Raw genomic sequence first — 14,360 nt, 5'->3', positions numbered from 1 at the left:
TGTGTGGCGCCTCACAAAGGTTCCACGTTCATGATGGTAGACCTGGGGTGAACATGTTCTCGGAACTGGTCAACAGTTCAGAAGTAACCCCAGTTCAAAACCATCGAAACCTTCCGAAGGCTCACTGGAACGTGTTCTAATCTTCGGACGGGACCGAGATCACATTCAAATCTCGGAAGCTATAGCAAGGCAGGGGCAGGAGGAATCGCGGGAATGAATGATGTCCTCGCCGTACCGTTACGGGCGGTCGGAGGGTTCTTCGAACTCGCCGGCGCTGTCGCCCGCGCCGTGGTGCGGCCACCGTTTCAACGACGGGAATTCATCGACCAGTCCTGGTTCATCGCCAGGGTTTCCATCATCCCGACGCTATTGGTGGCAATTCCGTTCACCGTGCTCGTCAGCTTCACCCTCAACATTCTGCTCCGCGAGATCGGCGCGGCCGACCTTTCCGGCGCCGGCGCGGCATTCGGCACGATTACCCAGGTCGGCCCCATGTGCACCGTGCTCATCGTGGCCGGTGCAGGCGCCACCGCCATCTGCGCGGACCTCGGCGCGCGCACCATTCGCGAAGAGATCGACGCGATGAAGGTGCTCGGTATCGACCCGATCCAGCGTCTGGTCGTCCCGCGCGTGCTCGCCTCGACTTTCGTGGCATTCCTGCTCAACGGCCTGGTCTCGACCATCGGCATCCTTGGCGGCTTCCTCTTCTCGGTCTATCTGCAGGGTGCGAACCCGGGCGCGTTCGTCAACGGCCTGACCCTGCTGACCCACCTCCCGGAGCTCGTCATCTCCGAGGTGAAGGCCGCGCTGTTCGGTCTCGTCGCCGGACTGGTCGCCTGCTACCTGGGGTTGAACGTCAAGGGCGGACCCAAGAGTGTCGGCGATGCCGTGAACCAGACCGTCGTCTTCGCCTTCATGGCTTTGTTCGTTATCAACGTGGTTGTAACCGCCGCCGGTATCAAGTTCACGGCGCGGTGATCAGATGGCGTTCGTGATCCAATCTCGTTTTCCGAAGGTGGCCAAACGCTTTCGGCGCTTTACCGAAGCTCTCGATTCGGTCGGTAAGCATGCGGTGTTCTACGGGCGGTCCATCGGATCCGTTCCCAAGGCGCTCATTCACTATCGCACCGAGACGATCCGGCTCATTGCCGAGATCTCCATGGGCACAGGTGCTTTGGCCGTTATCGGCGGCACCGTGGTGATCGTCGGGTTCCTGACGCTGGCCGCCGGCGGCACCATCGCCGTGCAGGGCTACAGCTCGCTCGGCAATATCGGCGTCGAGGCCCTGACCGGCTTCTTCGCCGCCTTCATCAATGTGCGTATCGCGGCACCGGTGATCTCGGGTATCGGCCTGGCGGCGACGCTCGGGGCGGGTACCACGGCACAATTGGGAGCCATGCGCGTCTCGGAGGAGATCGATGCCCTGGAGGTGATGGCCATCCGGCCGGTGCCCTTCCTGGTGGGCACTCGAATTCTGGCGGGCATCATCGCGATCATTCCGCTGTACTCGCTCGCGGTCATCGCCTCGTTCATCGCCAGTCGCTTCGCGACGGTGGTGATCTACGGACAGTCGGCCGGTGTGTACGACCACTACTTCACGACCTTCCTGATCCCCAGCGACATCCTCTGGTCCTTCGCGCAGGCGATCTTCATGGCCATGGCCGTCATGCTGATCCACACCTACTACGGCTATCACGCCGCGGGCGGTCCGGTCGGTGTCGGTGTCGCGGTCGGTAACGCGGTGCGGGCATCGCTGATCGCGGTGGTGATGGTGACACTGCTGATCTCCCTTGCCATTTACGGCACCACCGGCAACTTCCATCTCTCCGGGTAGGGCGGACATGGCGCAAACACGTGACATGGTGACGGGCCCGATCGGCTCGCCCATCGTCGAGAAACCAACAGCCAAGCGATATCTCGAAGAGGGCTGGGTAATCCGCCTGTGCGGTGCCGGACTGGTGCTGAGCATTGTGGCCGTGGTCGTGATCTGCCTGATCAGCTTCGCGGGCGGGTTCCAGGACACCGTCAAGGTGAACGTCTCCGCTCCGCGCAGCGGCCTGGTGCTCGATACCGACGCCAAGGTGAAGATCCGCGGTGTGGAGATCGGTCACGTCACCGGTATCACCGATACCGCGGACGGCGCGAATATCGAACTCGCGATCGATCCGGATAAATTGAAGATGGTGCCCGCCAATGCTCTGGTGGACATTCGATCCACCACGGTATTCGGCGCGAAATACATCAATTTCGAAGAGCCGCAGCAGCCTTCGGGTGATTCGCTGCGGCCCGGTTCCACCGTGCACGCCGGTGCGGTCACCGTGGAATTCAATACCCTGTTCCAGCATCTCAATGATGTGCTGGACAAGGTCGCGCCCGAGAAGCTGAACGCGACGCTGACCGCGCTGGGCACCGCCCTGCAGGGGCGCGGCGACAAGCTGGGGCAGCTGCTGGTCAACAGCGATGATGTGCTCAAGGAGCTCAATCCGAGCCTGCCCGATCTGCAGCGTGATATGGCGACCTCGGTCGGTGTCACCAATCTGTACGCCGATACCGCGCCGGATCTGTTGCGCACCACCGGCAATGTGGCGGTCACGGGTAAGAGCCTGGTCGATGAGAAGGGCAATTTCGACGCGGTGCTGCTGAACCTCATGGGGTTGGCGAACACCACCGGCGATGTGCTCGGCCAGAACGAGCAGCCGCTGATCGATTCGCTGAATCTGTTGCGCCCCACCACCGATCTGCTGCATGAGTACCGCTCGGCGCTGTACTGCCTGGTGGTCGGCGCGTCCGACAATCTCGATGTCGGCAATCGCATTTTCGGTGGTGACGGCCCGTACGTGACGCTGAACGCGAGCTTCATGCCCGGCGGCACCCCGTACGAGTACCCGAAGGATCTGCCGAAGGTGAACGCCACCGGTGGCCCGCACTGCGAGAACATTCTCGATCGCGTGCCGAACAGCCACTCCAACTACCTGGTCACCGATACCACCGAGGGCGAGGTGTGGGCGCCGCCGACATCCACGCATCTCAACGGCCCCAAGGTGTTCCAACTTCTGTTCGCAGGACTTCCGGGGGTGCCCAACCCATGAGCATCAAACCGCAAGCGACCACCGTGAAACTGGGGATCTTCACCCTGGTCATGGTGTTGGTCTTGGCCGGGCTGGGGGTGATCTTCAGCCAGATGCGTTTCTCGCGCTCGACCGGGTACCACGCGATTTTCACCAGCTCGTCGGGGGTGCTGCCGGGTTCGAAGGTGCGCATCGCCGGTGTGCCGGTGGGTTCGGTGTCGCGGGTGACCGTCGGCAAGGACCACCTGGCGCACGTCGACTTCGATATCGACAACGAGTACCACGTCTACTCGGGTACCCAGGCGGCCATTCGCTACGAGAACCTGGTCGGCGACCGCTATCTGGAGCTGATGGAGGGGCCGGGTACCGCCCAGCCGTTGCGTAAGGGCTCGACCATCGGTGTCGAACACACCAAGCCCGCACTGGATCTGGACATGCTGCTCGGCGGATTCAAACCGCTGCTGCGCGGTCTGAATCCGCAGCAGGTCAATGATCTGACCGGTGCGCTGCTGCAGGTGTTCCAGGGCCAGGGTGGAACATTGGTCTCGCTGCTCAACAGCGGCGGTTCGTTCACCAAGACTCTGGCGGACCGGGATGCCCTGATCGGCAGTGTGATCGAGAATCTCAAGACGGTGCTGGCCACCATCGACGCCAAGGATCAGGACTTCGGCACCACTCTGAACGAATTGCAGCGTCTGGTCAGCGGTTTGGCGGCGGATAAAGATCCGATCGGTGACGCGTTGCCTCGATTGGCCGGTGCCACAGGCGATCTCACCAACCTGCTGCAGGTGGTGCGCCCGGACCTGAAGTCGAATGTGACCGAGCTGGGCCGCCTCTCGGCGAACCTCGACGATCAGCAGGACCAGTTGCAGTACGTCATGAACCTGCTGCCGGACACCTATAAGAAGCTGATCCGGATCGGTTCCTACGGTTCGTTCCTGAATATGTACATCTGCGGTGCGAACTTCCTCACCGATGCTCCGGACGGTGGCACGCAGCTCATCAAGATGCCCGGTATGCAGACCACCGGAAGGTGTTCCGGCTGATGGATCAACAACGTTCTCCACTGATCAATATCGGCGTGGTCGGCATCGTGCTCGCGGTGACGGTCTGTCTTACCGCCCTGCAATTCGACCGCCTGCCGTTCGTGCGGTCCGGGGCGGACTACAACGCCTACTTCGCCGATGCGGGCGGGCTGCTTCCGGGTGATCCGGTACAGGTCGCCGGTGTGCGGTCGGGTCGGGTCGACAAGGTCCAGCTGGACGGCGCGAAGGTCAAGGTGCACTTCACGCTCGACGAGTCGATCGTGCTGGGCGGTAAGACCTCCGCCGCCATCAAGACCAATACGATGCTGGGGCGCAAGTCGCTCGAGGTGACTCCCGCTGGTGACGGCGCGATCAAGGCGTCCGACCCGATTCCCTTGGAGCGCACCACCTCTCCGTACTCGCTCAATGACGCGCTCGGCGATCTGGCGACCACGGTGAAGGGGCTCGACACCGACCAGGTCAACAAGACCCTGGACACGCTGTCCGACGCTTTCGCCGATACCCCCGCCCCGCTGCGCTCCGCGCTCGACGGCGTCACCGCGCTGTCGCGCAGTCTGAACGCTCGCGACAAGGCGCTGACCGAACTGCTCTCGCACGCTCAGGGCGTCACCAAGGTGCTCGGAGATCGTGCGGGACAGCTCAATACACTGCTGCTCGACGGCAACAGTCTGCTCGGCGAACTCAATAACCGGCGCACCGCCATCAGCCAGTTGATCGTGTACATCAACGGTCTGGCCCAGCAGCTCTCCGGCTTCGTCAATGACAATGAAGCGCAGCTGAAGCCGACGCTGGACCGGCTGAACTCGGTGCTCGCACTGCTGCAGAAGAACAAGGATCAGATCGGCCAGGCGCTGGACAATATCGGTCCGTTCGAGGCCGCGCTCGGTGAGCAGGTGGGTTCGGGTCCGTACTTCCAGTCGATGGTCGCCAATGGTGAGAGCAAGCCGATCCGGGCCTTGATCGACGCCATGGTCTGGCCGGAGCACCTGCCGGAGTCCTTGCAGAGCTACCTCGACGGGGGCATCTCGATCGTGCCCACACCCAAGGAGCCGCCGAAGTGAACGCGATTCGTAAACTGCCACGTTGGACGCGGTTCGTCGCTGCCGGTCTGGTGGTCGCCGTGGTCGGCTGGCTGGTCTACGGACTGGTCGCCGATATCGGCAAGAAGCACATCACCGCGTACTTCCCCTCGACCAATGGGCTCTATGTGGGCGATGAGGTCCGGGTGCTCGGGGTGAAGGTCGGCAAGATCGACTCGATCGAGCCGGGCAAGGACCGGGTGACCGCCAAGATCACCGTCGACCGGGGTATCGATATTCCCGCCGACGCGGCCGCGGTGATCGTCTCGCCGTCGCTGGTCTCGGCGCGGTTCATCCAGCTCGCGCCCGCCTACACCGGCGGCGCGAAAATGGCCGACGGCGCGTCCATTCCGATCGAGCACACCGCGGTTCCGGTGGAGTGGGACGACATCAAGACCGAGCTGACCAAGCTCTCGGTCGCGCTCGGACCGGTCGGTGAGGACAAGCAGGGTTCGTTCGGCCGGGTCATCGACACCGCCGCCGCGAACCTCGGCAATGGCAACGCGCAGGCGTTCCGGGACACGCTGAAAGAGCTGTCCAGCACGCTGAATACGCTGTCGGACGGTCGCACCGATCTCTTCGGCACCATTCGCAATCTGCAGCAGCTGGTGGATGTGCTGTCCAAGTCCAATGATCAGATCGTGCAGTTCGGCGGCCGACTCGCCTCGGTGGCCTCGGTGCTCTCCGGTGTCTCGACCGATCTCGGTGCGGGACTGGACAATCTCGATATCGCGGTCACCGATGTCAAGCGCTTCCTGGACGAACGCGGTGGTGCGCTCACCGAGGGCATCCAGCGGCTGGGTGATGCCACCCAGGTGCTCGCCGACAAGAAGGGCGATCTGGAGAAGATCATGCACTCCGGCCCGACCGCGCTGGTGAACTTCTACCAGCTCTACAAGCCGGCGCAGGGCACGATCACCGGTGCGGTCTCCGCGCCGAACTTCGCCAATCCGGTCCAATTCCTGTGCGGTATCGCCGGTTCCGTCGGTGAGAAGGATTCGGACAAGAGCGAGGCACTGTGCAAGCAATATCTCGGGCCGGTGCTGAATTCGCTGATCATGAACTACCCGCCGTTGCTGCTCAATCCGGCGACCCAGCAGAACGCCTTCCCCAACCAGCTCACCTACAGCACACCGGATTTGGCGGGCCAGGGCGCCGGTGCTCCGGCGGACGTGGCGCCCAAGAGCCTCACCGATGTGATGCTGCCCGGAGGAGGACGATGATGAACCGCCGACGGATTCGTATCGCCGGCGTCGCGGTCGGCCTGGTCGCGCTGCTCGGCGTGAGCGGATGCGATTGGGACGGACTGAACTCGGTCTCGATGCCCGGTTCGGTCGGAACCGGCGAAGGCTCCTGGAAAGTTCGCATCCAGATGCCGAATGTGACCATGCTGACCCGTAATTCGCCGGTCAAGGTGAATGACGTGCCCGTCGGTACGGTCACCGACATCAAGGTCGAGGGCTGGCACGCACTGGTCACCGTCGGCCTCGACAAGGGCGTGCAATTGCCAGCCAATGCCATCGCGCGGATCGGTCAGACCAGTCTGCTCGGCAGCAATCACATCGAGCTGTCGGCGCCGAAAGACCAACAGGCACAGGGGGCGCTGAAGGACGGCGACCTGATTCCGCTGGAGCGCGCGGGCGCCTTCCCGACGACCGAACAGACGCTGTCCGCGCTGTCGGTGGTGCTCAACGGCGGCGGTATCTCCCAGGTGGAGACCATCACCAAGGAGCTCAACGCCACCTTCACCGGGCGCACCGACTCCATTCGTGATCTGCTCCCGCAGCTGGATCAGCTGACCAGCAATCTGGACAAGCAGACCGGTGACATCATCGGCGCGATGGGCGGGCTCGACCGCTTCGCCGGGGTGCTGTCGAATCAGAAGGATGAGCTCACCTCGGCCATCACCGAGATCCATCCGGCCCTGACCGTGCTTGCGGATCGTCGCGAGGACATCACCAAAACCCTGACGGCGCTTGGTGGTTTGAGCGATATCGTGCAGCGGATCATCGACGGCGGCGGTGACAGCCTCAAGGCAGATCTGGCCAACCTGGCACCGACGCTGCAGACGCTGGCCGATACCGGCGATAAGCTCGCCCACTCGCTGGAGTGGCTGCTGACCTTCCCCTTCCCGATGCGCAATATCGATCGAGTCATCCGGGGCGACTACATGAACCTGGTGATCACCGCGGATATCACCAAGGCCCGGTTGGACTCGAACTTCCTGACCGGTACCCCGCTGGGCGGCACCTTCGGTGGCGCGCAGGCGACCCTCGGTGTCGGGGTACCCCCGACCGCCATGGGCAAGGGTGATCCGATGTCCGATCCGCTGAATCCGCCACCGGCCGCGCCGGTGCCGAGTATCGCCGGGCTGCCGCCGATTCCGGGCCTGCCCGCGATCCCGGGTCTGACCGTGCCCAGTACGCAGGAAGGCGGGGGCCGGTGAAGCTCACCAAGTTCGTCAAGGTTCAGCTCTCCATCTTCTCGGTGCTGACGGTCATCGGCCTGGTGGTGATGGCGGGTAGCTATGTGCACCTGCCCGCCATGTTCGGCATCGGAAGATATGCCGTGACAGTCAAATTGGTGGCGACGGGCGGGCTCTACCCGACCGGCAACGTGTCCTATCGCGGCACCAATGTCGGCAAGGTGGAGGCGGTCAATCTGACCCCGCAGGGGGTCGACGCCAAGCTGTCCATCAACAGCGACTACAAGATCCCGGCCGATGTCACCGCGTACGTGAAGAGCGTCTCGGCGATCGGTGAGCAGTACGTGGACCTGGTCCCGGCCGATGCGCCGAAAGGCGGGAATCTGCACGATGGTTCGGTGATCCCGGTCGAGCAGACCAAGCTGCCGCAGGATGTGGGCAGCATGCTCGATCAGGCGGACCGGCTGCTCTCCTCGGTCGCCGATACCAAGCTGCAAGAGGTCATCAACGACGCCTTCACCGCCTTCAATGGTGCGGGCCCGGATCTGCAGCGCTTCATCGACTCGGCGTCGCTGCTGGTGCAGGAGGCCAAGGACAACACCGGGCAAACGAAGGATCTGCTGGAGAAGCTGGGTCCGTTGCTCGATACCCAGAACCAGTCGGATGAGTCTATTCGCGGCTGGACCAAGGACCTCGCCACCCTGACCGACCAACTGCGCCAGCATGATCCGGCGCTGCGGGCGGTCCTGCAGCACACCCCTTCCGCGGCACAGAAGGCCACCGATACGTTCCAGGATCTGAAGCCGACGCTGCCGATCCTGCTGGCCAATATGGTGACGGTCGGCCAGGTCGGCGTCACCTATCACGCCGGGCTCGAACAGATTCTGGTGATCTACCCGCCGCTGCTCTCGGCGCTGCTCACCGCGATCCGCGGCCCGACCGAATATGGCGCTATGGTCGACTTCATGCTCGGCCTCAATGATCCTCCGGGATGCACCACCGGCTTCCTGCCCGCGGATCAGCGCAGGGCACCGGGTGATGTATCGGAAATCGAGACGCCGGACAACATGTACTGCAAGGTGGCACAGAATGCCCGTGAAGCAGTGCGCGGTATCCGCAACACCCCCTGTGCGGAGGTGCCGGGCAAGCGGGCTCCCAGCCCGGAGCTCTGCCGCGATCCCAACGGCTATCAGCCGCTGGGCGACAACCCGCCCTTCGGTGCGCCGAACCCGGTCGACAACAATGGGCAGCCGCTGAACAACCTGCTGGGCAACCAACCGGCAGCATTCATTACGCACGATGATCCGGGGACCAACACCTTCCTCGGACCAGACGGCCGGACCTACCGGCGGGGGGACATCGGCGCTGACGGCTCCAGTACAGTGCCCTCAAGTTGGCAGCAAATGCTCGAGGAGCAACAACGATGAGCAATACCACGGCAAACGGCGGCCGCTCGCGGCGCCGGGCTGAACGACAGGCGGGTCCGCCGGTCGAGGACGCCCAGCTGACCAAGGCGGAATCCTCCTCTTCGACCACGGCGAAACCGGTGGCATCGAAGGCGATCGAACAGGCTGAAACGACCCCCGTGGTCGCGGCCGAATCGACCGTGCCGGAGGTCGTCGTTACCGTGGACGGTGGCGCGGCGGAGCAATCCGCGGGTGCCATCGACTCCGACACCGCGAAGGTGGATGCCATCGACCTGTCGAAGGCGGTCGATACCGCTGACACGGTGACGGTGGAGACCGCCGAAGCGGTATCGGCCGACCCCGAGAATTCCGCCGACGCGGACTCGGAGGCGTCGGATACCAAGTCGCGCAGCAGGTTCCGCGCACTCGGCCGGGTCGGTATGGCCGCGGCCGTGGTCGCGGTGATCTCCGCGCTGGTATTGGCCGGATCGGGTGGTGTCTTCTTCTACCACCAGCATCAGGCCAATGCCCTGCACGAGCGGCGGGCGGAGTACATCCAGGTCGCCAAACAGACCGTCATCAACCTGTCCACCATGAAGGACGGCACGGCGGATCAGGACATCGATCGCATCTTGTCGGTGGTCTCGGGCGATCTCAAGGCCGAGTACTCGCAGAACCGCGACCTGTACAAGCAGATCTTCCAGCAGATCAAGGTGCAGTCCAATGGCACCGTGCTGGCCGCCGCGATCGAGGACGAGGGTCCGGATTTGGCGCATGTGCTGGTGCTCGGACAGCAGACGGTGACCAATGCGGCGAGCAATCAGCCGCAGCTGAAGGACTACCGGTTCCGGGTGACCGTGACAAAGGACGGCAACGGCAACGTGACCGCCTCGAAACTGGAGTTCGTGGCATGAAATTCAACAAGCGCACCATCCTCGTAGCCTCCGCCGTGATCCTGTTCGTCGCCGCTGTCGCCGCCGCCTCGTTCACCGGTTTCCGGTACTGGTCCGATGTGCAATCGGAAAGCGCGCGCACCGACGCCGTGGCCGCCGCGCAGCACACCGTGGAGACGATGTCCTCGTACCAGTACGAGACCGTCGACAAGGAAATGCCCAAGGCCGCCGACAATATGACCGGCGACCTGCGCGACACCTACCTGAAGCTGATCCAGCAGACGGTCATTCCGACCGCCAAGGAGAAGAAGATCAACGTCCAGGCCACCGTGCAGGCCTCCGGCGTCATCTCCACCGACCGCGATCACGCCGCCGTGCTCATCTTCATGAATCAGGTGACCACCAGCGACAGCCTGCCGCAGGGCACCATCACCAGCTCACGTCTGCGCGTGGAGCTGACCAAGGACGGCTCGCACTGGCTGGCCACCGCGGTCACGCCGGTCTGACCTGCGGCACAACAACATTCGCGATCGCTCTGACAACCGCGCGGCTGTTCGGCTGAGCGGTTCAGAACTGGTCGGCATGTAAAAGTGGATCTAGGCTGCTGATCGAGAAAGTTCTCGATCAGAACAGTCAGGATCGCGCTGTGGGTAATAAGAAAGCGCCGTGGACCACGGCTGATATTCCGGATTTGCAGGGGCGCACCGCCATTGTGACCGGTGCCAGTGCCGGGCTCGGTTCGGAGACCGCACTGCGGCTCGCCGAACGCGGGGCGACGGTTGTGCTGGCGTGCCGGAATGTCGAGAAGGCAGCCGCGGCAGCGGAAGTCATTCGGGCGGTCGTGCCCGGGGCGGAGTTGCCCATTGTGCGACTGGACCTTTCGTCGCAGGAGTCGGTGCGCGCGGCGGCCGCGGAGATCCGGGAGAGCCATGCGCGGATCGATCTGCTGATCAACAATGCGGGCACGCTCAATCGGGAGCGTAGCGAGACCGTGGATGGGTTCGAAACCACTTTCGCGACAAACCATCTCGGGCCGTTCGCCTTCACCGGGTTGCTGTTGGATCGGTTGCTGGCGGCTGAGCGGGCTCGGGTGGTGACCGTCAGCAGTGCCAGTTCGGGGCATGGGTCGACCGTGTTGGATCTGGATGATCTCGGCTTCGAGAAGCGCGCGTACAAGGGTATGCGGGTGTATGGGCAGTCCAAGCTGGCGAATCTGATGTTCACGTTCGAGTTGCAGCGACAGCTCAATGGCACGGGGGCGGAACTTATCGCGCTGGCGGCACATCCGGGAGCGGCGCATTCGGACTTCGTGGACAATATGAGTCCGTTCGTGCGGATGCTGAAGCATCCCGCCATCGACTGGATGACCAGCTGGATGTTGCAGAGCACCCAGATGGGTGCGCTGCCGACGCTGCGGGCGGCCGTCGATCCGGGGGCGCGCGGTGGCGAATTCTACGGGCCCGCACACGGATTGCGCGGGTATCCGGAATTGACCGAGGGAACCGAACAGTCCCGCGATCCCGAGCTCGCGGGCAAGCTGTGGATCGAATCCGAGCAACTCACCGGAGTCACCTACAACTTCGACTGAGTGCGGGTCGAAGCTGAAAACTACGGTGGCCCACCCTCTTCGTGGCGTGAAGAGGGTGGGCCACAGCGGTATCTCGGGACGCTAGTTCCGGTGTACGCCCGGATCCACGTCGTCATCGGTGAGCAGGGCGCTGCCCGCCACCCGATCCTGGGCCAGTGCGTCCAGGAAGGCACGCGCCCAGCGGTCCACATCGTGGGTGAGCACCTGGCGGCGCAGTGAGCGCATCCGGCGGCGACGGGTGTCGCGGTCGTCCTCGATCGCGGCGAGCAGGGCTTCCTTGACGCTCTCCAGATCGTGCGGATTGCACAGGTACGACTGCCGCAATTCCGCTGCCGCACCGGTGAATTCGCTCAGCACCAGCGCGCCGTTCAAACCGCCCTGGCAAGCCACGTACTCCTTGGCGACCAGGTTCATACCGTCGCGCAGCGGGGTCACCACCATGACGTCGGCGGCCACGAAGAACGAGACGAGTTCCTCGCGGGGGATGGGGCGGTGCAGATAGTGCACCACCGGATAACCCACCCGGGAGTACTCGCCGTTGATCCGGCCCACCTGGCGTTCGATATCGCCGCGCATCTGGATATAGGAGTCCACCCGTTCCCGGCTCGGGGTGGCCAACTGCACCATCACCGTATCGGCGGGATCGATGCGCTCCTCGTGCAGCAGCTCCTCGAGCGCGGCCAACCGGATATCGATGCCCTTGGTGTAGTCCAGGCGGTCCACGCCCAACAGGATCGTCTTCGGATTACCCAGCTCCGCACGGATTTTCGACGCGCGCTCACGCACGCTGCGGCGGCGTGAGTACTCGTCCAACTCGGTGGAGGTGATGGAGATCGGGAACGCGCCGACGCGCACGGTGCGGAAACCCACCTGCACCACACCGAGTTTCGAGCGCACGCCCACATTGCCGCGCGAAGTCGGCTGTCCGGCAAGCCTTCTCGCCAGGTACAGGAAATTCTGCGCACCGCCCGGCAGATGGAAGCCGATCAGATCCGCACCCAGCAGACCCTCGACGATCTCTGTGCGCCAAGGCATCTGCATGAACAGTTCCACCGGCGGGAACGGAATGTGCAGGAAGAAGCCGATGGTCAGATCCGGGCGCAGCATGCGCAGCATCTTGGGCACCAGTTGCAACTGGTAATCCTGCACCCAGACGGTCGCGCCCTCGGCGGCCACCTTCGCGGTGTGCTCGGCGAAACGCCTGTTCACCTGCACATACGCCTGCCACCACTTACGGTCGTAGACCGGCCGCACGATCACATCGTGATACAGCGGCCACAGCGTGGCATTGGAGAAACCCTCGTAGTAGTCGGCGACCTCCTCCGACGAGAGCGGTACCGGATGCAGTTCCAGACCGTCCTCGACGATCGGATCGAGATCCACATCGGGTACGCCCGCCCAGCCGACCCAGGCGCCCTTGTTGTTTCGCAGCACCGGCTCCAGTGCGGTCACCAGACCGCCGGGACTGCGCTTCCAGCGAGTGGTGCCGTCCGGCAGTTTCTCGAGGTCGACCGGTAAGCGGTTGGCGACGACGACGAAACCTGAACCGGCGCTGTCCGGGTTCACTGTCTCATTCGCCCCGCGTATTGGGGCCGATGCCCAGCATCGACAGCAGCATGCGGCATTCGTCGGCATCGGTGGCGTACGCGGCTACGACACGCTGGGCCTGTCGGGCTGTCTCGTCGGCGAGTGGTTCCAGATCGTCGTCCGCGATGTCTTTTGCGCTGCTGTTCGCGGCCATCATCATGTCCTCTCGGAAAGTCTGCTCAGCTTGCGAGGCCCCCATACTATCCGGAGCAATCCGGCGAACTCTGTCCTGCGTGTACAGCGAGCCCGAAACGCAATGCGCGATAGGGACGATTCACCTGCGGATGTCCGGGTCGAACGGCCTGGCTTACGGTGGTGACAGGAAACGTCGCTGGAATCAGGTGAAGGGGTCGCAGTAATGCCGTTGGCCACGGTGCACGGAATCTCGCTGAACTACCAGATCAAGGGGTCCGGACCGCTGGTCGTCATGATCATGGGGACGGGCAGCGGCGGCCGGGTGTGGGAACTGCACCAGGTGCCCGCGTTGGTCGCGGCCGGATACCGGGTCTGCACCTTCGACAATCGAGGTATCGCGCCGTCCTACGAGGCCGCCCAGGGCATGACCATCGACGAACTGGTCCGCGACACCGCCGGACTCATCGAATTCCTCGGCGAGGGACCGGCATTGGTGGTCGGCCAGTCCATGGGCTCACGGGTCGCCCAGGAGTTGGCGCTGGCCCGGCCGGACCTGGTGCGCAAGGCCGTCTTCCTGGCCGGGCACGCCCGCCTGGACCAGCTGCAGAAGACGCTCTCGGCCGGTGAGCACGAACTCGACGCCTCCGGGGTGCGGCTGCCCGCCAAATACGAGGCCGCCATCTCCGCGCTGATGAACCTCTCCCCGGCCACCCTGGCCGATACCCACGCCGCCCGGGACTGGCTGGACCTGTTCGAATTCACCGGTGGCCCGGCCGCACCGGGTGTGCGCGCCCAGCGCCGCATGGACCACGACTTCGACCGCACCGCCGCCTACCGGGGCATTACCGTGCCCTGCCTGTCCGTCGGCTTCGCGGACGATCGGATGATTCCGCCGTACCTGTCCCGCGAGGTCGCCGAGGCCATTCCCGGCGCGCGGTATCAAGAGGTCCCGGACGCCGGGCACTTCGGCTACCTGGAACAACCCGAGACTGTGAACAAGATCCTGCTGGAATTCTTCGCGGCGTGAAGGTAACCGCCCAGCCGTAACGCGAGCCTTGCTAGGGTCGAAACAACGTCGGGGGCTCGTCCTTGCGCTGTGGTGCCAACCCAGTGGCAAGATGATCCGTCAGCGT

14 protein-coding genes are annotated in these 14,360 nt (G+C 63.9%); 12 read left to right on the top strand and 2 right to left on the bottom strand.

From position 1 onward, the window contains the following. The first annotated feature begins 213 nt into the window (after positions 1–213). The 11 genes from OHB26_RS08595 to OHB26_RS08545 all read left to right on the top strand — a co-directional run bounded on the left by OHB26_RS08595 (position 214) and on the right by OHB26_RS08545 (position 11,505). Complete coding sequence (locus OHB26_RS08595; RefSeq protein WP_330183668.1) at positions 214–978, top strand: MlaE family ABC transporter permease; 765 nt, start codon at positions 214–216, stop codon at positions 976–978. A 4-nt stretch (positions 979–982) separates the two neighbouring features. Next, positions 983–1,834 (top strand): MlaE family ABC transporter permease, encoded by an 852-nt coding sequence (locus tag OHB26_RS08590; RefSeq protein WP_330183667.1) that lies wholly within the window; start codon positions 983–985, stop codon positions 1,832–1,834. Between the two features lie 25 nt (positions 1,835–1,859). Next, positions 1,860–3,089 carry an MCE family protein gene (locus tag OHB26_RS08585; protein ID WP_442942991.1) on the top strand — a complete coding sequence of 410 codons (1,230 nt, stop codon included), beginning with the start codon at positions 1,860–1,862 and terminating at the stop codon, positions 3,087–3,089. Then, on the top strand, positions 3,086–4,114 hold the full coding sequence (locus tag OHB26_RS08580; protein WP_330183665.1) for an MCE family protein: 1,029 nt from the start codon (positions 3,086–3,088) through the stop codon (positions 4,112–4,114). The genes OHB26_RS08585 and OHB26_RS08580 overlap by 4 nt, the downstream gene beginning before the upstream one ends. Further along, positions 4,114–5,175 (top strand): MCE family protein, encoded by a 1,062-nt coding sequence (locus OHB26_RS08575; RefSeq protein ID WP_330183664.1) that lies wholly within the window; start codon positions 4,114–4,116, stop codon positions 5,173–5,175. The genes OHB26_RS08580 and OHB26_RS08575 overlap by 1 nt, the downstream gene beginning before the upstream one ends. Further along, positions 5,172–6,416, top strand: a complete 1,245-nt coding sequence (locus OHB26_RS08570) for an MCE family protein (protein WP_330183663.1) — start codon at positions 5,172–5,174, stop codon at positions 6,414–6,416. Before OHB26_RS08575 ends, OHB26_RS08570 begins: the two co-directional genes overlap by 4 nt. Continuing rightward, positions 6,413–7,639, top strand: coding sequence for an MCE family protein (locus OHB26_RS08565; RefSeq protein ID WP_442942879.1), 1,227 nt, complete (start codon positions 6,413–6,415; stop codon positions 7,637–7,639). The genes OHB26_RS08570 and OHB26_RS08565 overlap by 4 nt, the downstream gene beginning before the upstream one ends. After that, positions 7,636–9,045 (top strand): MCE family protein, encoded by a 1,410-nt coding sequence (locus OHB26_RS08560; protein ID WP_330183662.1) that lies wholly within the window; start codon positions 7,636–7,638, stop codon positions 9,043–9,045. Before OHB26_RS08565 ends, OHB26_RS08560 begins: the two co-directional genes overlap by 4 nt. Beyond that, positions 9,042–9,938 carry a hypothetical protein gene (locus tag OHB26_RS08555; protein ID WP_330183661.1) on the top strand — a complete coding sequence of 299 codons (897 nt, stop codon included), beginning with the start codon at positions 9,042–9,044 and terminating at the stop codon, positions 9,936–9,938. Before OHB26_RS08560 ends, OHB26_RS08555 begins: the two co-directional genes overlap by 4 nt. After that, positions 9,935–10,423 carry a h domain protein gene (locus tag OHB26_RS08550; RefSeq protein ID WP_330183660.1) on the top strand — a complete coding sequence of 163 codons (489 nt, stop codon included), beginning with the start codon at positions 9,935–9,937 and terminating at the stop codon, positions 10,421–10,423. Before OHB26_RS08555 ends, OHB26_RS08550 begins: the two co-directional genes overlap by 4 nt. A gap of 140 nt (positions 10,424–10,563) precedes the next feature. After that, the gene (locus OHB26_RS08545; RefSeq protein WP_330183659.1) at positions 10,564–11,505 is read left to right on the top strand and encodes an oxidoreductase; all 942 of its coding nucleotides are present in this window, start codon (positions 10,564–10,566) and stop codon (positions 11,503–11,505) included. An 81-nt stretch (positions 11,506–11,586) separates the two neighbouring features. Here OHB26_RS08545 and OHB26_RS08540 read toward each other — a convergent pair whose 3' ends face one another. Together OHB26_RS08540 and OHB26_RS08535 are read right to left on the bottom strand one after the other, a co-directional pair. After that, on the bottom strand, positions 11,587–13,140 hold the full coding sequence (locus OHB26_RS08540) for an alpha,alpha-trehalose-phosphate synthase (UDP-forming) (RefSeq protein ID WP_442942878.1): 1,554 nt from the start codon (positions 13,138–13,140) through the stop codon (positions 11,587–11,589). Next, entirely contained in the window at positions 13,076–13,252 is a 177-nt protein-coding gene (locus OHB26_RS08535; protein WP_330185920.1) for a hypothetical protein, read from the bottom strand. Before OHB26_RS08535 ends, OHB26_RS08540 begins: the two co-directional genes overlap by 65 nt. A gap of 198 nt (positions 13,253–13,450) precedes the next feature. Between OHB26_RS08535 and OHB26_RS08530 the strand changes: the two genes are divergently transcribed. Then, entirely contained in the window at positions 13,451–14,254 is an 804-nt protein-coding gene (locus tag OHB26_RS08530; RefSeq protein ID WP_330183657.1) for an alpha/beta fold hydrolase, read from the top strand. Positions 14,255–14,360: the final 106 nt, after the last annotated feature.

The sequence above is a fragment of the Nocardia sp. NBC_01503 genome, from assembly GCF_036327755.1.
Classification (GTDB): Bacteria; Actinomycetota; Actinomycetes; order Mycobacteriales; family Mycobacteriaceae; genus Nocardia.
This window is presented reverse-complemented; position numbering and strand designations above follow the sequence as displayed.

What these genes read in the sequence shown, in the direction of transcription:
- OHB26_RS08585 (WP_442942991.1), top strand. Translation starts at nt 1,860, where the DNA reads ATGGTGACGGGCCCGATCGGCTCGCCCATCGTCGAGAAACCAACAGCC.
- OHB26_RS08540 (WP_442942878.1), bottom strand. Translation starts at nt 13,140, where the DNA reads ATGCCGACGAATGCCGCATGCTGCTGTCGATGCTGGGCATCGGCCCCA.
- OHB26_RS08535 (WP_330185920.1), bottom strand. Translation starts at nt 13,252, where the DNA reads ATGATGATGGCCGCGAACAGCAGCGCAAAAGACATCGCGGACGACGAT.
- OHB26_RS08530 (WP_330183657.1), top strand. Translation starts at nt 13,451, where the DNA reads ATGCCGTTGGCCACGGTGCACGGAATCTCGCTGAACTACCAGATCAAG.
- OHB26_RS08565 (WP_442942879.1), top strand. Translation starts at nt 6,413, where the DNA reads ATGATGAACCGCCGACGGATTCGTATCGCCGGCGTCGCGGTCGGCCTG.
- OHB26_RS08590 (WP_330183667.1), top strand. Translation starts at nt 983, where the DNA reads ATGGCGTTCGTGATCCAATCTCGTTTTCCGAAGGTGGCCAAACGCTTT.
- OHB26_RS08575 (WP_330183664.1), top strand. Translation starts at nt 4,114, where the DNA reads ATGGATCAACAACGTTCTCCACTGATCAATATCGGCGTGGTCGGCATC.
- OHB26_RS08595 (WP_330183668.1), top strand. Translation starts at nt 214, where the DNA reads ATGAATGATGTCCTCGCCGTACCGTTACGGGCGGTCGGAGGGTTCTTC.
- OHB26_RS08580 (WP_330183665.1), top strand. Translation starts at nt 3,086, where the DNA reads ATGAGCATCAAACCGCAAGCGACCACCGTGAAACTGGGGATCTTCACC.
- OHB26_RS08550 (WP_330183660.1), top strand. Translation starts at nt 9,935, where the DNA reads ATGAAATTCAACAAGCGCACCATCCTCGTAGCCTCCGCCGTGATCCTG.
- OHB26_RS08555 (WP_330183661.1), top strand. Translation starts at nt 9,042, where the DNA reads ATGAGCAATACCACGGCAAACGGCGGCCGCTCGCGGCGCCGGGCTGAA.